This window comes from Pseudomonas sp. YQ_5 (assembly GCF_043103305.1).
In the GTDB taxonomy this organism is placed as follows: Bacteria; Pseudomonadota; Gammaproteobacteria; order Pseudomonadales; family Pseudomonadaceae; genus Aquipseudomonas; species Aquipseudomonas putida_Y.
The window spans coordinates 1-18,601 of the sequence record NZ_JBICJS010000036.1 but is presented as its reverse complement, the minus strand read 5'-3'; the positions used below and the strand labels follow the sequence as shown (position 1 = coordinate 18,601).

General features: G+C 63.1%; 15 protein-coding genes and 1 pseudogene. 8 read left to right on the top strand and 8 right to left on the bottom strand.

The window, feature by feature from the left end; all coding sequences use genetic code 11:
- The first annotated feature begins 441 nt into the window (after positions 1 to 441).
- The gene (locus tag ACF8EA_RS06340; RefSeq protein ID WP_101196337.1) at positions 442 to 735 is read left to right on the top strand and encodes a hypothetical protein; all 294 of its coding nucleotides are present in this window, start codon (positions 442 to 444) and stop codon (positions 733 to 735) included.
- 114 nt (positions 736 to 849) lie between these two features.
- On the opposite strand, the gene ycaC (ACF8EA_RS06335) is transcribed toward ACF8EA_RS06340, so the two are convergent.
- Positions 850 to 1,479: an isochorismate family cysteine hydrolase YcaC gene (gene ycaC, locus ACF8EA_RS06335; RefSeq protein ID WP_392521312.1), complete on the bottom strand. Its 630-nt coding sequence runs from the start codon at positions 1,477 to 1,479 to the stop codon at positions 850 to 852.
- 278 nt (positions 1,480 to 1,757) lie between these two features.
- Here ycaC (ACF8EA_RS06335) and ACF8EA_RS06330 point away from each other — a divergent pair, with 278 nt between their 5' ends.
- From ACF8EA_RS06330 to ACF8EA_RS06320, 3 genes are all read left to right on the top strand, one after another.
- Positions 1,758 to 2,669, top strand: coding sequence for a LysR substrate-binding domain-containing protein (locus ACF8EA_RS06330; RefSeq protein ID WP_010955764.1), 912 nt, complete (start codon positions 1,758 to 1,760; stop codon positions 2,667 to 2,669).
- A 207-nt stretch (positions 2,670 to 2,876) separates the two neighbouring features.
- Positions 2,877 to 4,139, top strand: a complete 1,263-nt coding sequence (locus ACF8EA_RS06325) for an OprD family porin (protein WP_392521311.1) — start codon at positions 2,877 to 2,879, stop codon at positions 4,137 to 4,139.
- A 1-nt stretch (position 4,140) separates the two neighbouring features.
- The gene (locus tag ACF8EA_RS06320) at positions 4,141 to 5,739 is read left to right on the top strand and encodes an MFS transporter (RefSeq protein WP_392521310.1); all 1,599 of its coding nucleotides are present in this window, start codon (positions 4,141 to 4,143) and stop codon (positions 5,737 to 5,739) included.
- Between the two features lie 73 nt (positions 5,740 to 5,812).
- Here the strand turns inward: ACF8EA_RS06320 and ACF8EA_RS06315 are convergent, their stop codons facing one another.
- The 4 genes from ACF8EA_RS06315 to ycaC (ACF8EA_RS06300) all read right to left on the bottom strand — a co-directional run bounded on the left by ACF8EA_RS06315 (position 5,813) and on the right by ycaC (ACF8EA_RS06300) (position 9,908).
- Complete coding sequence (locus ACF8EA_RS06315; RefSeq protein WP_021785219.1) at positions 5,813 to 7,795, bottom strand: amidohydrolase; 1,983 nt, start codon at positions 7,793 to 7,795, stop codon at positions 5,813 to 5,815.
- Between the two features lie 198 nt (positions 7,796 to 7,993).
- Positions 7,994 to 8,812, bottom strand: coding sequence for an alpha/beta fold hydrolase (locus ACF8EA_RS06310; RefSeq protein ID WP_003253555.1), 819 nt, complete (start codon positions 8,810 to 8,812; stop codon positions 7,994 to 7,996).
- 40 nt (positions 8,813 to 8,852) lie between these two features.
- Entirely contained in the window at positions 8,853 to 9,161 is a 309-nt protein-coding gene (locus ACF8EA_RS06305) for a hypothetical protein (protein ID WP_003253554.1), read from the bottom strand.
- Positions 9,162 to 9,278: 117 nt separating this feature from the next.
- Positions 9,279 to 9,908 carry an isochorismate family cysteine hydrolase YcaC gene (ycaC, locus tag ACF8EA_RS06300; protein ID WP_392521309.1) on the bottom strand — a complete coding sequence of 210 codons (630 nt, stop codon included), beginning with the start codon at positions 9,906 to 9,908 and terminating at the stop codon, positions 9,279 to 9,281.
- A 148-nt stretch (positions 9,909 to 10,056) separates the two neighbouring features.
- On the opposite strand from ycaC (ACF8EA_RS06300), the pseudogene ACF8EA_RS06295 reads away from it, so the two are divergent.
- Positions 10,057 to 10,258: pseudogene (locus tag ACF8EA_RS06295) on the top strand (mechanosensitive ion channel protein MscS); the annotation flags it as partial.
- 298 nt (positions 10,259 to 10,556) lie between these two features.
- Here ACF8EA_RS06295 and ACF8EA_RS06290 read toward each other — a convergent pair.
- Entirely contained in the window at positions 10,557 to 11,843 is a 1,287-nt protein-coding gene (locus ACF8EA_RS06290) for an NAD(P)/FAD-dependent oxidoreductase (protein ID WP_392521308.1), read from the bottom strand.
- A gap of 157 nt (positions 11,844 to 12,000) precedes the next feature.
- The gene (locus tag ACF8EA_RS06285) at positions 12,001 to 13,491 is read right to left on the bottom strand and encodes an aldehyde dehydrogenase family protein (RefSeq protein WP_101196331.1); all 1,491 of its coding nucleotides are present in this window, start codon (positions 13,489 to 13,491) and stop codon (positions 12,001 to 12,003) included.
- A 135-nt stretch (positions 13,492 to 13,626) separates the two neighbouring features.
- Between ACF8EA_RS06285 and ACF8EA_RS06280 the strand changes: the two genes are divergently transcribed.
- On the top strand, positions 13,627 to 14,517 hold the full coding sequence (locus ACF8EA_RS06280; RefSeq protein WP_101196330.1) for a LysR family transcriptional regulator: 891 nt from the start codon (positions 13,627 to 13,629) through the stop codon (positions 14,515 to 14,517).
- A 102-nt stretch (positions 14,518 to 14,619) separates the two neighbouring features.
- Positions 14,620 to 16,014, top strand: a complete 1,395-nt coding sequence (locus ACF8EA_RS06275; protein WP_392521307.1) for a VOC family protein — start codon at positions 14,620 to 14,622, stop codon at positions 16,012 to 16,014.
- Between the two features lie 52 nt (positions 16,015 to 16,066).
- Here the strand turns inward: ACF8EA_RS06275 and ACF8EA_RS06270 are convergent, their stop codons facing one another.
- Positions 16,067 to 16,993, bottom strand: coding sequence for a LysR substrate-binding domain-containing protein (locus ACF8EA_RS06270; RefSeq protein ID WP_101196328.1), 927 nt, complete (start codon positions 16,991 to 16,993; stop codon positions 16,067 to 16,069).
- Between the two features lie 156 nt (positions 16,994 to 17,149).
- On the opposite strand from ACF8EA_RS06270, the gene ACF8EA_RS06265 reads away from it, so the two are divergent.
- On the top strand, positions 17,150 to 18,538 hold the full coding sequence (locus tag ACF8EA_RS06265) for a NorM family multidrug efflux MATE transporter (RefSeq protein ID WP_392521306.1): 1,389 nt from the start codon (positions 17,150 to 17,152) through the stop codon (positions 18,536 to 18,538).
- The last annotated feature ends 63 nt before the right edge of the window (positions 18,539 to 18,601 follow it).

The window sequence follows — 18,601 nt, the reverse complement described above, 5'->3', positions numbered from 1 at the left end:
GGCGGCGCTCGATCTCATGGGCGCCCAAAAACTATCGCCAGGCACCTGGACGCCATCCTGCAATGTCCTGACGATCACCTCGCCGCCATGACGCGAACACACAAAAGCCATCACAAATCGCCTAATTATCAGCTGGGTCCTACTTCCCCGCGAACCATTTCCTACGTTCACGCCAATCCCAAGGAATTATCCTACACACCGTGTCGACGCCCGTCTGATTGTCCAGGGAAGGCCTGCTCTCTAGGCTAACCGGGTCGCTGTCGGTTCAGCGATCGGGTGTGGAAACCCGGATGTGATGAAGGGCTGCCGTTATGGCAGTTGTGCGCGTGAGGCCGTTTGGCCTACCGGCTTGCCTTCTCCCCGGTTTTCCACCCCGCGCACAACTGCCGCCTTCTGCGTGGAAACGGGTGGTTGCAGTTCAATCCTAGAGAAGGAATTGCCATGAAAAGAATCGTCCCCGATCCACCCCTCCCCAACACCACACAACGCTCTTTCAGCCGCTGCGATGCCGGCCATCTCCCATTGTTCACCGTAAACCCAGGCGTTTCCGCCCACGATGCCCTGGTGCATGTCGCCCAATACCTGCGCGGCGCCTACGACTGTGGCTACAAAGCCTTGGAGCATCTGGATGACACAGGCAAGAGCCTGTTCTGGAGCAACCTGAACGCACTCGAAATGGCAGAAGGTTTGGTTGAGGCGTTGCTGGATGGGATTGAGTCACAGCCCATGAATTGAGTCGCCTGTACCGGCCTTTTCGCGGGCATGCCCGCGAAAAGGCCAGTACAGCAAACAAAAAAGGCCGGCTCCCTACAGAGAGAGCCGGCCTTTGTGCGCGTTGCTGATGGTTGATTACTTACCCGCAGTCAGCGCGTTATAGCTGGTCATCAGGTTGCGATAATCCGAAATGTGGTTGGAGCATAGTGCAGCCAGCCCTTCGACATCGTTGCGCCAGTCGCGGTGCAGCTCGCAGGCCACGCCGAACCAGGTCATCAGTTGGGCACCCGCCTGGCTCATGCGGTCATGCGCGGCATCACGGGTCATTTCATTGAAGGTGCCGGAAGCATCGGTCACCACGAACACGTCAAATTCTTCCTCCAAGGCCGACAGCGCCGGGAACGCCACGCAAACCTCGGTCACAACACCTGCAATGATCAGCTGCTTCTTGCCGGTCGCCTTCACCGCCTTGACGAAATCCTCGTTGTCCCAGGCGTTGATCTGGCCAGGGCGGGCAATGTACGGCGCATCCGGGAACAGGGCTTTCAGTTCCGGCACCAGCGGGCCGTTGGGGCCTTGCTCGAAGCTGGTGGTGAGGATGGTCGGCAGGTTGAAGAACTTGGCCAGGTCAGCCAGCGCCAGCACGTTGTTCTTGAACTTGTCCGGCTCGATATCGCGCACCAGGGACAGCAGGCCAGCCTGGTGGTCGACCAGCAGTACGGCAGCGTCGTCTTTGTTCAGGCGGTTGTAGGTGAATTTGCTCATGGTCTGTGCTCCTAAGGGTTATGAATTTTTCAGCAATCCGGGGTATTTCGCGTTGATGGGCACAGATTAAAATCATCACCTTTGCGGCGGTAGTTAGCAGAATCTGGCTTTAGCGTTCTGATTTAGGAACGATGGATTTGTAAGGGCTGTGCTGGCCTCTTCGCGGCTAAAGCCGCTCCTACAGGGACCGCGCAGGCCTCGGGCCTGTGGTGTCCTGTAGGAGCGGCTTTAGCCGCGAAGAGGCCGGCAAAGGCAACCAAATACCCGGAGACCGATCATTGGAAGACCTCAACTCCCTCTACTACTTCACCCAGGTCGTCGAACATGGCGGCTTCGCCCCGGCCGGGCGGGCGCTGGACATGCCCAAGTCAAAACTCAGCCGGCGAATCGCCGACCTTGAAGACCGTCTGGGCGTGCGGCTGCTGAACCGCACCAGCCGGCACTGCTCGCTGACCGAGATCGGCCAGGCCTACTACAACCGTTGCCTGGCCATGCGCGTGGAGGCCGAGGGCGCGGCGGAAATAATCGAGCGCAACCGCAGCGAACCGCGCGGCCTGGTGCGCATCAGTTGCCCGACCACCCTGCTCAACTCCTGGGTCGGGCCGATGCTGACCCGCTACATGCTCAAGTACCCGCAGGTGGAGCTGTTCATCGAAAGTACCAACCGCCGTGTCGACCTGTTGCACGAGGGCTTCGACATCGCCCTGCGGGTGCGCTTTCCGCCGCTGGAGAACACTGACATGGTGATGAAGGTGCTGAGCAACAGCACCCAGTGCCTGGTCGGCCAGCCTCAATACCTGGCGCAACTGCCCAAAGGGTTTGACCCGCAGCTGCTGGGCACACTACCCAGCGTGCATTGGGGCAGTGCCCAACGCGAGTACCAGTGGGAACTGTTCCAGGGTGAGGACAACAGCCGCAGCATCGTCATCCCGCATACACCACGCATGGTGACTGACGACCTGTTTGCCCTGCGCCATTTCGTGGTGGCCGGAGTGGGGATCGCCCACTTGCCGCGGGTGGCGGTGCGTGAGGATCTGGCGGCGGGACGTCTGGTTGAGCTGATTCCGGACTGGCACCCGCGTTGCGGTATCGTGCATGCGATCTTCCCATCGCGACGTGGGTTGCTGCCTTCGGTGCGAGCGCTGATCGATCATCTGGCTGAGGAGTTCGCCATCAGCGACATGGCTTGAGTGCCTGGCTGGCTGAGCCGGCCTCTTCGCGGGCATGCCCGCTCCCACAGGTATTGCACAAGGCTCGGGGCCGGTGGTGGCCCTGTAGGAGCGGCTTTAGCCGCGAAAGGGCCGGTACAGGCAATGCAAATCCCCACCCAGCACACCCTTACAAGACCTTGGGTCTACTCTTCTTCCACACTCCCGGATCATCCCCCGGAGCCCCTCATGATCCGCGCCACCCACGGACCAGGCCGCGCCCTGCTCGCCACCCTCGCCCTCTGGCCGGCGCTGAGCCACGCCGAAGCGCCCGGCTGGTCGCTGCTCAGCCGCAACTATTTCCTGCACAGTGACTTCCGCTCGCCCTCCGGCAGCGGCCAGAACTACCGCCAGGAATGGGCCCAAGGCTTCATCGGCGAGGTCCGTTCCGGCTTCACCGAAGGCACTGTCGGCGTCGGCATCGATGCACATGGCTTTCTTGGTTTCAAGCTCGACGGCGGCCGCGGCCATAGCGGCACCGGCCTGCTGCCACGCGACAGCGATGGCCGCGCCGCGTCCGAGTACTCCAGCGCCGGTGCCGCGCTCAAACTGCACCTGGGCAACACCCGGCTGCGCTATGGCGAGATGATGGTGGAAACCCCGGTGTTCGACACCGGTGACAAACGCCTGCACCCGGAATACGCCACCGGCTGGCTGGTGGAAAACACCGACCTACCCGACTGGCGCCTGCAGGCTGGGCGTTTCACTGCCTTCAACAACCAGGACAACAGCTCCACCCACGACGACTTCAGCGGCTACGGCGCCAGCACCCACAACCGGGCCATCAGCCTGGCCGGTGCCACCTTCGCGCCCAACGGGCCGTTCGGCGCCGCACTGTATGCCGGGCAGCTGGAAAACACCTGGCGCCAGGCCTACCTCAACCTGAACCTGGCCGAGGGCAACTGGCGCCTGGACGGCAACCTGTACAAAACCCGCGACACCGGTAACGCCAGCGCAGGGGCGATCGACACCCTCGCCTACAGCCTGCTGGCCAGGTACAGCTTCGGCGCCCAGGCGCTGAGCCTGGCCTACCAGAAGGTCGAGGGCGACACCCCGTTCGAATTCGTCGGCGGCGACTCCATCTACCTGGCCAACGCGATCAAGTACGCCGACTTCAACGGCCCGGGCGAGCACTCGTGGCAACTGCGCTACGACCTGGACTTCGCCACCCTTGGCATACCTGGCCTGAGCCTGATGGGCCGCTATGTCAGCGGCCGCGGCATCGACGGCAGCCATGCGCCTGCGGGCGGCGCCTATGTGAACCAGTACGGCGACGGCGGCAAGCACTGGGAGCGCGACATCGACCTGAAATACGTGGTGCAGTCGGGGGCTGCCAAGGACCTGAGCCTATCGTTCTCCCACGTCAGCCATCGCGCCAACCAGGCCCAGGCGGGCGGTGATATCGACCGCGTCTACCTGATCATCGAATACCCACTCAAAGGCAGCTTCTGACATGATTACATCCCCTTCAGGTGCCTGGAGCCCGTTGCGTAACACCACCTTCCGCATGCTGTGGATCGCCACCATCGCCTCCAACATCGGCACCTGGATGCACGAGGTGGGCGCCGGCTGGCTGATGACCACGCTGTCGGCCAGCCCGCTGCACGTGGCGTTGATCCAGGTAGCCGGCTCGTTGCCGATGTTCTTCCTGGCCCTGCCGGCCGGCGCAGCGGCGGACATCGTCGACAAACGCCGCTACCTGTTGCTGGTGCAACTGTGGATGTCTTGCGTAGCGGTTGTGCTGGCGGCCTTGACCTTGCTCGGGATGATGAACGTCACCTTGTTGCTGGTGCTGACCCTGGCACTGGGCATTGGTACAGCGCTGATGATGCCAGCGTGGAGCGCACTGACACCAGAACTGGTGGGCAAGGAGGACCTGGCCAACGCGGTGGCGCTTTCCAGTGTTGGCATCAACGTGTCACGGGCCATCGGCCCGGCACTGGCGGGGGTGGTGGTGAGCATGGTCGGCCCGTGGCTGACCTTTGCCCTGAATGCCATCTCGTTCGCGGGTGTGATTCTGGTGTTGTTCCTGTGGAAGCGCGAGGTGAAGGAACCACTGCTGCCGGCCGAGCGCTTCGTTGGCGCCATGCGCACTGGGCTGCGCTTTGCCCGCAGTGCCAAGCCGTTGCAGGCCGTCATGCTACGCGCGTTGGCGTTCTTTTTCTGCGCCAGCGCCGGCACTTCGCTGCTGCCGCTGATCGTGCGTGGCGAGATGCGCGGCACCGCAGCGGACTTCGGCCTGCTGCTGGCGGCCATCGGTATTGGCGCAGTGGCGGGTGCCACCTTGCTGCCGCGCCTGCGTGAACGCATCAGCCGTGACCGCCTGGTGTTTCTGGCCAGCCTGCTGTATGCCCTGTTCCTGCTGGCCCTGGCGCTGGTGCGCAACTTCTATGTGCTGCTGCCAGCGATGCTGCTCAGCGGCGCGGCGTGGATCGCGGTGCTGTCCAACCTGCAGGTGGCTGCACAGACTTCGGTGCCCGCCTGGGTACGGGCGCGGGCTTTGTCGGTATACATTCTGATCTTCTTCGGCGCCATGGCCTGTGGCGGCCTGCTGTGGGGCACGCTGGCCAGCCATGCAACGCTCACCTTCAGCCTGCTGCTGGCCGCAGGCGGCCTGGCGCTGGGTACCTTGCTGACCTGCAAGGTGGCGCTGCCGGAAACCGAGGCAGAAGAGCTGACGCCGTCGCTGCATTGGCCGGTGCCGGTATTGAGCGATGACATGGACAAGGAAGCCGGACCGGTGATGGTCACCGTCGAGTACCACATCGCCCCCACCAAGGCCGAGGCCTTCCAGCAGGCGGCGCGGGAGCTGGAAGCGATGCGCAAGCGCAATGGCGCATTGTCGTGGGGGTTGATGCGGGACAGTGCTGATCCGGCGTTGTGGCTGGAGTTTTTCTTCGAGGAATCGTGGCTGGAGCATCTGCGGCATCACCACCGGGTGACCCGTGGTGAGCTGAAGATCGAGGCGCGGGTCAGGATGCTGCAGACCGATGGGATTGAAGTGCGAATTCGGCATTTGTTGGCTGGCGGGGAGCATAAGGCTCACCATTGATGCTGGCCTTGGCGGCCCTTGAGGCACAAGAAAGGGGCCAGATATTGGCCCCCGTTCTTCACATCAGCTCAGCTTAGAACGCGAAGCACGAACAGCCTAACGCTCCCCAGAAACCTTGGAAGTCATTTACCGGTACGCTCGAATGCCGCGCCTTTTCATGGCTGTGTGCATGCACACCGCAAGGCCCGCTGCACTGGTGCACAGCCGCTGCCAACGATGGCGTACCGACACGCCAGTGCCCAGGTACCTTGGTCACCGGCGACCACTCCGGCAGCACCGGCACCTGCGGCGGGCCTAGCTTGTCGAACTCGCCAGCACCATACACCACCTTGCCATCAACGATGGTCAGCACCGACTCGATGCCCTTGATCGCTTCTTCATCGACACTGAAGAAGTCCAGCGACAATGCTGCCAGGTCAGCCAGCTGGCCCACCTTGATCTGGCCTTTCTTGCCTTGCTCGCTGGAAAACCAGGCGCTGCCCTGGGTGAACAGTTGCAGCGCGGTGTCACGGCTCAAGCCTTCCGGGTACAGCTCCATGCCACCGACCGTCTTGCCGCTGACCAGCCAGTACAGTGAGGTCCATGGGTTGTAGCTAGACACCCGAGTGGCATCGGTACCCGCGCCCACCGGCACGCCCATTTCGAGCATGCGCTTGATCGGCGGGGTCTGCTCGGCGGCCTTGGCGCCGTAGCGGTCGACGAAGTATTCACCCTGGAAGGCCATGCGGTCCTGGATGGCAATACCACCGCCCAGCGCACGCACGCGCTCGATGTTCTGCGGGGTGATGGTTTCGGCGTGATCGAAGAACCACGGCAGGCCATTGAACGGGATGTCGCGGTTGACCTTCTCGAACACGTCGAGCATGCGCGTGATCGATTCGTTGTAGGTGGCGTGCAGGCGGAACGGCCAGCGCTGCTCGACCAGGTGGCGCACCACCGGCTCCAGCTCTTCTTCCATGGTCTGCGGCAGGTCCGGGCGCGGCTCGAGGAAGTCCTCGAAGTCGGCGGCGGAGAACACCAGCATCTCACCGGCGCCGTTGTGGCGCAGGAAGTCGGTGCCACTGTGCAGCTTGACGCTGGCCGTCCACTTCTTGAAGTCGTCCAGCTCTTCCTTGGGCTTCTGGGTGAACAGGTTGTAGGCGATGCGCACGGTCAGCTGGTTATTGTCGGCCAGTTCCTGGATAACCGAGTAGTCATCGGGGAAGTTCTGGTAGCCGCCACCGGCGTCGATGGCGCTGGTCAGGCCCAGGCGGTTGAGCTCACGCATGAACTGGCGAGTGGAGTTGACCTGATACTCCAGCGGCAGCTTAGGCCCCTTGGCCAGCGTGGCGTAGAGAATCATCGCGTTCGGGCGGGCGATCAGCATGCCGGTCGGGTTGCCGAACTTGTCGCGCTGGATCTCGCCACCCGGCGGGTTCGGCGTGTCCTTGGTGTATCCGACAGCCTTGAGCGCAGCGCGGTTGAGCAGCGCGCGGTCGTACAGGTGCAGCAGGAACACCGGAGTGTCAGGGGCGGCCTGGTTGATTTCCTCAAGGGTGGGCATGCGCTTTTCGGCGAACTGGAATTCATTCCAGCCACCGACCACGCGCACCCATTGCGGGGTAGGCGTGCGCGCCGCCTGGTCCTTGAGCATACGCAGGGCATCGGCCACCGACGGCACCCCTTCCCAGCGCAGCTCGAGGTTGTAGTTCAGACCGCCCCGGATCAGGTGCAGGTGCGAGTCATTGAGGCCGGGGATCACCGTGCGCTGCTTGAGGTCGATGATCTGCGAGGCGGCACCCTTGTGGGCCATGGCCTCGGCGTCGCTGCCCACGGCGATGAAGCGGCCGTCCTTGATGGCGACAGCAGTCGCGGTGGGCTTTTCGCGGTCAACGGTGTGCAGTTTGCCGTTGAACAGAATCAGGTCGGCGGTCATGGAACCTCCTTGCGTGGATGCGTGAGCGAAACCGGCTTGGCCGGTAAAAGGCAATGCGGACCAGAGCGCGCCGGCAGCACCGAGCACAGTGCTGGTGGCGAGGAACTGGCGACGGGTCTTGTCGTTGCGATCCTGGGACATAGGCTTCTCCGACTAGGGCCGGCAGGGGGACTGCAAAGCATGCCGGTTGATGCAAGGCCTGTGCTTGGATGGATGTGCGGTGGGTTGAAGAAGGTTAGTCCTGGTCAAGCTTTTTGCTGCCTGGGCCGGCCTCTTCGCGGGTAAACCCGCTCCTACAACGTCTGTAGGAGCGGGTTTACCCGCGAATGTTTCCCACAATTACCGCTGAAGGAACGCCAGCAAGTCCTCATTCAGCTGCTGCGCATGGGTCACTGCAAAACCGTGCGGCGCCCCGGCATACACCTTCAGCTCGGCGCCGCGAATCAGCTCCGCCGCCTGCTTGCCAGTGGTCTCGAACGGCACGATCTGGTCGTCATCGCCATGGATCACCAACGTCGGCACATCGACCTTGGCCATGTCGGGACGGAAATCGGTCTCCGAGAATGCCGTCACACAGTCCAGGGTGCCTTTGATTGACGCCATCAGCGCAATGTTCAGGGTCTGCGTCTGCACACCCTGGGACACCTGCTGCCCATGGTTCAGGCCGTAGAACGGCGTGGCGAAATCGGCGATGAACTGCGCGCGGTCGGCACGCAGGCCGGCCTGGATGCCCTCGAACACCGACAGGTCGACACCGTCAGGGTTGTCCTCACGCTTGCCGAACACTGGCGTCACCGCGCCCAGCAACACCAGCCCGGCCACCCGCTCGCTGCCGTGGCGGGCGATGTAGCGGCTGACATCACCGCCCCCCATCGAGAAGCCCACCAGGGTGACGTCGCGCAGGTCGAGGTGCTCGATCAGCTGGGCAATGTCATCGGCGAAGGTGTCGTAGTCGTAACCGTTCCACGGCTGGCTCGAGCGCCCGAAACCCCGGCGGTCGAAGGCGATGGCGCGGTAACCGCGGCTGGCCAGGAACTCCATCTGCGAATCCCACATGTCGGCGTCCAGCGGCCAGCCGTGGCTGAACAGCACAGGCTTGCCGCTGCCCCAGTCCTTGAAGTAGATCGAAGTGCCATCGCGGGTAACGAACGTGCTCATAGCGGTATCTCCTTGAAAGTTTCCAGGTGAAGGCGTCGGCTCAGCCGCGCAGCCAGTTGGCGCAGCGGCGGGTTACCCAAGGCATGATGTAGAACACCACGGGCAGGATGACGAACAGGTTGACGATCAGGTTGCCGGTGATGACGCCGCCCAGCTGCGGGAAGCGTGCAAACAGCGGCGCCAGCAGTTGCGGGATGACCATGGTCATCGGGCAGATCACCAGGTAGGTCAGCAGTGCCTGCTTCCAACGCGGCGGTTGCGCTGCCGGGGTGCCCGGCGAGCTATCAAGCACCTTGTGTTGCAGGCATACGGTCACCACTTCGCGGTTGTCATGGAGTGCGGTGTTCATCGGCGTTCCTTGGGATGAGCTTGCCCGCATTCACTGTGCAACGGCGAACGGGCGGAGGATTGGATGGGTGTGCTGCCCTACGCGGGCACCGACTCACGGCGCCCGGGGCGGGTCGGCTTACTTGCCGGCGTTGAGAGCGTTGTAGCTGGTCATCAGGTTGCGGTAGTCCGGGATGTGGTTGGAGCACAGCGCGGCCAGGCCTTCGATGTCGTTGCGCCAGTCGCGGTGCAGCTCACAGGCCACGCCGAACCAAGTCATCAGCTGGGCACCCGCCTGGCTCATGCGGTCGTGGGCAGCGTCGCGGGTCATGGCGTTGAAGGTGCCGGAGGCATCAGTGACCACGAACACGTCGAACTCTTCTTCCAGGGCCGACAGGGCCGGGAAAGCTACACAGACCTCAGTCACCACACCGGCAATGATCAGCTGCTTCTTGCCAGTGGCTTTCACGGCCTTGACGAAGTCTTCGTTGTCCCAGGCGTTGATCTGGCCAGGGCGAGCAATGTACGGAGCGTCCGGGAACAGGGCTTTCAGCTCCGGTACCAGTGGGCCGTTGGGGCCTTGCTCGAAGCTGGTGGTAAGAATGGTCGGCAGCTTGAAGAACTTGGCCAGGTCGGCCAGGGCCAGCACGTTGTTCTTGAACGCATCCGGCTCGATGTCGCGCACCAGCGACAACAGGCCAGCCTGGTGATCGACCAACAGCACAGCGGCGTCGTCTTTGTTCAGGCGGTTGTATTTGAAGTTGGTCATGGTCGTTGCTCCTAAGGTTTTCATGTTCAGTCAGTTGGGTGTTTCGCGTTGATGGGAGAAGATTAAAACCATCACCTTTGGAGCGGTAGATAGCGGTTTTTGGCTTTAGCGTTCTGTTTTAGGAACGATGAAGAGCGTAATGGGTTGACTGGCCGAATTCCACACGCTGACCAACTGCGTGCTGTAACGGATCGACAAGGAGCAGATGAAGAGTTGTTTGCAGCAGCGTGAAGAGCTGCCGACGGCGTGAGCAAGTTGCAGCGGTTCGGCGACAGAGCCGGGAGTCGTTGTCGCTGCAGAAGCCGGCTTCAATCAAGATGGGCGGCTTCCATGATTGGTCGCACACGTGAGCCTGTGCTGGCTTCTTCGCGGGTAACCCCGCTCACATGTTCACCACAGACCTCTCAGGCGGTAAACAGGCGCAACTGTCTTGCTCAAAATTTGAACAACCTGCACAGTCGCCTGTAGGAGCGGGTTTACCCGCGAAGACGGTAGCGGCGGCAACGGTGATCGGCCTTTGGAAGTTGGCCAGCAGGCCCGGCCCTTTCGCGGGTGAACCCGCTCCTACACAATGGCCTGCGCCGAGCCACCGATGTGTGCCCCCCGCTCCGCGCGTAGGAGCGGGTTTACCCGCGAAGAGGCCAGCAGCTACAACACAACCCTCAGGCACTGCCCCGCGTGGTACAGCGAGAAGCCAGACTCGTAGAACGCGGTGCGCAGCGAAGGCGCGCTCACACCGCTCATCGGCGAGAACGGAATGGGCAGGCTGTCCGCCTCGCCCTTGAGCAGGAACTCAGCAAACGCACGCCCGATCACGGTGCCGGTTGTGTTACCCCGCCCGTTGTACCCGGTTACCGCCACCAGCCCCGGCGCCGGCTCGAACAGGCGCATCAGGTGGTCGGGGGTGAAGTCGATGCAGCCAGTCCAGTGCATTTCCCACTCGACTTTGCCCAGCTCGGGGTAATAGTGGCTCTGGATGCGGTCGGCCCAGCTGCGCACGAACCAGGCTGGCTTGTTGTCGACCCGGCCCAGGCTGCCGAGCAGCAGGCGGCCCTGGTCGTCGCGGCGGATGCTGCTGAGCACGGTGCGGGTGTCCCACGAACCTTGGCCATGTGGCAGCACCTTGTCGGCTGCAATACCCTGCAGCGGTTTGGAGGCTACCTGATAGTAGTAACCACGGAAGAACTGCTTCTGCAGGTTGCTCCAGTCGCCTTCGGTGTAGGCGCCGGTGGAAATGACCACCTTTTCGGCGCGCACAGCGCCACGCGCAGTCTCCACCTGCCAGCCATCCCCCTCACGCTCCAGGCCTTCGACCGAAGACTGCTGGAAAATCTTGCCGCCCAGGCGCGCCACGGCAGCCGCCAGACCCTGGGTGTAGCCCATGGGGTTGATGGTGCCAGCACGGCGATCAAGCAGCGCAGCGGAAATCTTGTCGGTACCGCAGTATTCCTGGCACTGGGCGCCGGTCAGCAGCTCGACGTCGGCACCTCGGCGGCGCCATTGTTCGTGACGCGCTTCGAGGTCGGCGATGCCGGTGGCGTTGTGCGCCATGTGCAGCGTGCCTTTGTGCTGGGCCTGGCAATCGATGCCGAGGCGCTCGATCATGGCGAATACTTCAGCCGGGGCCTCGCCAAGCACCTTGTTCAGGCGGCTGCCCTGCTTATGGCCAAGGGTGGCCTCGACGTCGTCGGGGCGGATCCAGGTGCCGGCGTTGACCAGGCCGACGTTGCGCCCGGAGCCACCGTGGCCGATCTTCCAGGCCTCCAGCACGATCACCGACTTGCCCTGTTCGAGCAGGTGGATGGCCGCCGACAGGCCGGTAATACCGCCGCCGATCACGCAGACATCGGCCTTGTGCTCACCGGCCAGGGCCTGGGCGGCGACGGTCGGTTTGCTGACGTGTTCCCACAAGCATTGTTGACGCAGTTCGGACATGGCCGGCTCCAGCAATTTGTTCTTGTTGGGGCCGCAGGGCGGCCCATTCGCGGGTAAACCCGCTCCTACAAGGATCGGTGTCGCTTGGACGAACCCTGTAGGAGCGGGTCTACCCGCGAACCGGGGGCCAGGCCCCCGGCCATGCAGCATCAATACATCAGTCGAACACGATACCCTGCGCCAGCGGCAGCTCGCGCGAGTAGTTCACGGTGTTGGTCTGGCGACGCATGTAGCCTTTCCAGGCATCCGAGCCCGACTCACGGCCACCGCCCGTTTCCTTCTCGCCACCAAACGCACCGCCGATCTCGGCGCCGCTGGTGCCGATGTTGACGTTGGCGATGCCGCAGTCGCTGCCCGAGGCGCTCTGGAAGCGCTCGGCTTCACGGATGTCGGTGGTGAAGATGCAGGACGACAGGCCTTGTGGCACTTCGTTGTTCAGGCGCAGCGCCTCTTCGAAGTCGTCATAGGCCAGCACGTACAGGATCGGGGCGAAGGTTTCGTGGCGCACCACGTCACTTTGCGCCGGCATTTCAGCAATGGCGGGTGAAACGTAGTAGGCGTTCGGGTACTGGTCGGCCAGCTGACGCTCGCCACCAAATACCTGGCCACCTTCGTCGCGGGCCTTGGCCAGTGCACCTTGCATGGCGTCGAACGACTGCTTGTCGATCAGCGGGCCTACCAGGTTGTCTTTACGTGGGTCGCCGATGCGCACTTTGCCGTAGGCGGCTTTGACGCGGGCAACCACTTCGTCCTTGATCGAACGGTGCACGATCAGGCGGCGCAGGGTGGTGCAACGCTGGCCGGCAGTGCCAACAGCCGAGAACAGGATGCCACGCACGGCCAGGTCCAGGTCGGCGCTCGGGGCCAGGATCATGGCATTGTTGCCGCCCAGTTCCAGGATGCTGCGGCCGAAGCGGGCAGCCACGCGTGGGCCGACTTCGCGACCCATGCGGGTGCTGCCGGTGGCGCTGACCAGCGGTACGCGCGGGTCATCAACCATGGCTTCGCCAGCTTCACGGCCGCCGATCACCAGTTGTGCCAAGCCAGCCGGGGCTTCGCCGAAGGCTTTCAGGGCTTTTTCGAACAGCGCCTGGCAGGCCAGGGCGGTCAGCGGAGTCTTCTCGGACGGTTTCCATACCACCGAGTTGCCGGCCACCAGGGCCAGGGCGGTGTTCCAGGCCCACACGGCAACCGGGAAGTTGAAGGCGCTGATCACGCCGACCACGCCCAGCGGGTGCCAGGTTTCACGCATGTGGTGGCCCGGGCGCTCGGAAGCGATGGTCAGGCCGTAGAGCTGGCGCGACAGGCCAACCGCGAAGTCACAGATATCGATCATTTCCTGCACTTCACCCAGGCCTTCCTGGGTAATCTTGCCGGCTTCGATCGAGACCAGCTCGCCGAGGTCGGCCTTGTGCTCACGCAGCACTTCGCCGAACAGGCGCACCAGTTCGCCACGGCGCGGAGCCGGCACACTGCGCCAGGCTTCGAATGCGCTTTGGGCCTGATCGATGCGGGCGATGGTCTCGGCCTTGCCGAGCAGTTTCACCGAGGCGATCTGGCTGCCGTCGATCGGCGTGTGAACAGGGTAGTCGCCCTGGGTGTAAGCCTCGGCGGCAACGCCAAGGCGCTCGAGCAATCCAGCAACCATTTGTGCATCTCCTACATCGGTGATGGGGTGGAAAAATGATGTGGATCAGTATTAATCCGATCACATAGGTACAACAAACGACCTTTATTCCGCATATCATTCCGTCAGGTAATGATTTGAGCCGCAGAGACCGCTATGTCAAAACGCCTGGTACCCTCCATGACCGCCCTGCAATGCTTTGAAGCTGCAGCCCGCCATCTGAGTTTTACCCGTGCTGCCGAAGAACTGCACCTGACCCAGAGCGCGGTCAGCAAGCAGGTGGCACAGCTGGAGGACATGCTGCGCCACCACCTGTTCCTGCGCATCCGCCGGCGCTTGCAGCTGACGCCGGCCGGCAGCCTGTACCTGGCCGAGGTCAACAAGATCCTCACCCAGGTGGACATGTCCAGCCGCTACGTACTCACCTACGGCGAGCAGACCGAGATATTGAAGGTAGCCACTCAACCGAGTTTTGGCGTGCGCTGGTTGATCCCGCACCTGAAGGGTTTTGGCAAACGGCACAGCAATATCCACCTGGACATTCGCAACGAGATGGAGCCGTTCGCCCTGCTGCAAGGCTCGGCTGACGTGGTGTTCTTCTATGGCCAGGGCACCTGGCCGGGAGCCACGTGCGTGGAGTTGTTCCGTGAAGAGGTGGTGCCGGTGTGTGCGCCAGAGCTGCTGGCCGGACGCAGGCTGGCCGGTGCCGAGGAGCTGGCCGAACTGGTGCTGCTGCAAAGCACCTCGCGGCCGGAGGCCTGGCATGAGTGGTTCCTGGAGCAGGGCCTGCAAAGCGTCAGCGCCTACCACGGGCCGCGCTTCGATACGTTCTATATGGCGTTGAGCGCGGCTCAGGCCGGGTGCGGGGTGGCGCTGGTGCCGCGCTACCTGGCGGCGAAGGAGCTGGCCGACGGTAGCCTGGTAGTGCCGTGGAACCACGCGATGCGCAGTGCAGGGGCGCATTACCTGGCGTATGCCGAGCATGCGGCGGAAGTGCCCAAGGTGCGGGCGCTGGTGGAGTGGATCCACGAACAGCTACAGGCTTGAGGTCGATCAAAAAAGGAATGACACACTCACTTTTTTTCGCTTGTGAGCAAAGTGCATTCCCAGCTTTCATGTAAGCGTCCGAACCCAACCAGGAAGCTAGCGATGCCAGCCCACGATTTCGTCAGCCCAGACAGCATCCGCGCGCAGTTCTCTGCCGCCATGTCGCTCATGTACAAACAGGAAGTGCCGCTGTACGGCACGCTGCTGGAGCTGGTGAGCGAAATCAACCAGCAGGTAATGTCCCAGCAACCCGAAGTGGCCGAGGCCCTGCGCTGGACCGGCGAAATCGAGCGCCTGGACCAGGAACGCCACGGCGCCATCCGCGTCGGCACCGCCGAAGAGCTGGCCACCATCGCCCGCCTGTTCGCGGTCATGGGCATGCAGCCGGTCGGCTACTATGACCTCAGCTCCGCTGGCGTACCGGTGCATTCCACTGCCTTCCGCGCGGTGCACGAGCAATCGCTGCATGTCAGCCCGTTCCGTGTGTTCACCTCGCTGCTGCGCCTGGAACTGATCGACAACCCGCAGTTGCGCGAGCTGGCACAGGGCATCCTGGCCAAGCGCCAGATCTTCACCGCCCGCGCCCTCGAACTGATCGCCCAGTGTGAGCGCGAGGGTGGCCTTTACGCCGCGGATGCAGAGACGTTTGTGCAGGAGGCGCTGCACACCTTCCGCTGGCACCAGGACGCTACCGTCACGGCCGAGCAATACCAGCAGCTACACGACCAACACCGCCTGATCGCCGATGTGGTGGCCTTCAAGGGCCCGCACATCAACCACCTGACCCCGCGCACCCTGGATATCGATGCAATCCAGCTCGGCATGCCGGCCAAGGGCATCCCGCCGAAGGCCGTGGTTGAAGGCCCGCCCACCCGCCGGCACCCGATCCTGCTGCGCCAGACCAGCTTCAAGGCCCTGCAGGAAACGGTCGCCTTCAGCGACCAGCAAGGCAGCAAAGGCAGCCACACCGCACGCTTTGGCGAAATCGAGCAACGCGGCGCGGCGCTAACGCCGAAAGGTCGCCAGCTCTACGACAAGTTGCTCGACGCTACCCGCGCTGCGCTGGGTGGCGCTCCGGCCGAAGCCAATGCCGAGCGTTACATGGCGCTGCTGCAGGCAAACTTTGCCGAGTTCCCGGATGACCTGGCGCAGATGCGTGAACAGGGCTTGGCGTACTTCCGCTACTTCGCCACCGAGAAAGGCCTGGCCGCACGCGACCAGGAAGGCCGCCCGACCACCCTGCAAGGGCTGATCGACGCGGGCCATGTGCATTTCGAGGCGCTGGTGTACGAGGACTTCCTGCCGGTGAGTGCGGCGGGGATCTTCCAGTCCAACCTGGGCGACGATGCGCAGGCCGAATACGGCAGCAACGCCAACCGCGAAGCGTTCGAAGCCGCGCTGGGGTTGCAGGTACAGGATGAGCTGGCGCTGTATGCGCAAAGCGAGCGTCGGTCGCTGCAGGCCTGTGCACAGGCGTTGAACCTGGGCTCGATATAAAACTGTACCGGCCTCTTCGCGGGCGAGCCCGCGAAGAGGCCGGTGCAGGTGATCAAGGACGCGGCAGGATTTCCACATCCGGCAAATCCATCGCCGCCACCTCGTCTTCCAGAAACGCACTCAACCGCCGCAAACGCTCGCCACCCGGGCGTGTACGCGGCCACACCAGGTAGTAATCCATGCCGCTGGGCACCGCTGTCGGCCATGGCAGGCTCAAGCGTTTCTGCGCCACATCTTCGGCCACCATCAGCAAATCGCCCATGGATATTCCGTAGCCACGCGCTGCAGCAATCATGCCCAGCTCCAGGGTATCGAACACTTGGCCACCCTTGAGCGACACCTTGTCGCCAAGCCCCATACGCTCCAGCCATTCCCGCCAGTCACGCTTGTCCACCGTGGGGTGTAGCAGTTCGACAGATGCCAGCCTACACACATCCCAAGGCTCCTCGTCGAGCAGGTCCGGCGCACCGACCGGGATCAGTAACTCAGGGAACAGCTTGCGCACCTCCCACTCCGCCGGGAACACCCCGTCACTGAGCAAAACCGCGCAATCGAACGGCTCCTGGTTGAAGTCCACATGGTCGACATCCATCCAGGCACTGGTCAGCTGCACCTCATTGCCCGGCTGCAGGTGGCGAAAGCGGCTAAGGCACGCCAGCAACCAGCGCATGGTCAAGGTCGAGGGGGCTTTCATGCGCAGAATGTCGTCTTCACCACACAAGGTTTCGCAGGCCCGCTCAAACGCCGCAAAGCCCTCTCGCACGCCCGGCAGCAGTACCCGCCCCGCTTCGGTAAGTTGCAGGCTGCGGCCACTGCGCACGAACAGGCGGCAGGCAAAATGCTCTTCCAACGTACGGATATGCCGGCTGATGGCGCTTTGGGTGATAGAAAGCTCTTCGCCCGCACGGGTGAAGGAGCTTAGCCGCGCGGCAGCTTCGAATGCGCGCAGGGCATACAGCGGTGGTAGCTGGCGTGGCATGAGGCACCTGCAATATGGGCGTGTGAAGCAAATCAGCGAGAAACCTATATACATGAGTTCAACTCATGCCAACTATCGTTTTTATCCTTTTGTGCAAAGTTGACCGAAGCCTCAGAATCGCCGTTCGTTGATCACTCCAAAATGAAGGACCGCCCCATGCACGTCGCGCCCACCACAGAACTCAAGGCTTTGCTGCGCCTCGCCGGGCCGCTGATTGCCTCGCAGTTGGCGCACATGCTGATGGTGCTGACCGACACCCTGATGATGGCCCGCATCAGCCCTCAGGCTTTGGCGGGTGGTGGCCTGGGGGCAGCCAGCTATTCGTTCGTATCGATCTTCTGCCTGGGCGTGATCGCCGCAGTCGGCACCCTGGTAGCGATTCGCAAGGGCGCCAACGACATCGAAGGCGCCACGTGCCTGGCGCAGAACGGCCTGTGGCTGGCCTGGGGCCTGGCGTTGTTCGCCGCGCTGGTGCTGTGGAACCTTGAACCGGTGCTGCTGCTGTTCGGGCAAAAGCCCGAGAACGTGGCGTCGGCTGCGCAATTCCTTACCCTGCTGCCGCTGGCCCTGCCCGGCTATCTGACCTTCATGGCCTTGCGTGGCTTCACCAGCGCGCTGGGCCGCTCGACCCCGGTGATGGTCATCAGCCTGTTCGGCACGGTACTCAACTACCTGTTCAACGTGGCGCTGATCGAAGGCATGTTCGGCCTGCCCAAGCTTGGGCTGATGGGTATCGGACTGGTCACTGCGGTGGTGTCGATGGGCATGGCCATCGCGCTGGCGTTGTACATCCGCTGGCACCCGGCCTATGCCGCCTACCCGCTGCGCAAGGGCCTGTCACGCCCATCACTGGCGGCACTGCGCGAACTGTGGCGGCTGGGCCTGCCGATTGGCGGTACCTACATGGTGGAGGTGGGCCTGTTCGCCTTCGCCGCGCTGTGCATGGGCGTACTGGGCAGCACCGAGCTGGCGGCGCACCAGATTGCCCTGCAGATCGTGTCCACGGCGTTCATGGTGCCGACCGGGTTGTCGTACGCAGTAACCATGCGCGTAGGCCTGTACTACGGCGCTGGCAACCTGCTGGCGGCACGCAGCGCCGGGCGGGTGGGCATCGGGTTCGGGGCAATGATCATGTTTGCCTTCGCCGCCCTGTTCCTGCTGCTGCCCGAAGCGCTGGTGGGGCTGTTTATCGACCGTAATGACCCGGCCTTTGCCGCGATCTTCCAGGTGGCCGTGCAGTTGTTGATGGTGGCGGCGTGGTTCGAACTGTTCGACGGCATGCAGACGATTGCCATGGGCTCGATCCGTGGGCTGAAAGATGCCAAGACCACCTTCCTGATCGGGCTGGTGTGCTATTGGCTGGTGGGGGCGCCTAGCGCCTGGTTGTTCACCTTTACCCTGGGCAGTGGTGCAGTAGGGATCTGGTGGGGGCTGGCGCTTGGGCTGGCGTGCGCGGCGGTGGCGCTGACCTTTGGCTTTGAATGGCGGATGAAGCGGTTGCTGGGGAAGGCGGGGGCTGCCGGAAAGGCGATGGCTTCGGCCTGACTTGCGGGCCTCTTCGCGGGTAAACCCGCTCCTACAGGATTGCGCAGGCTCAAAACTGCGCGG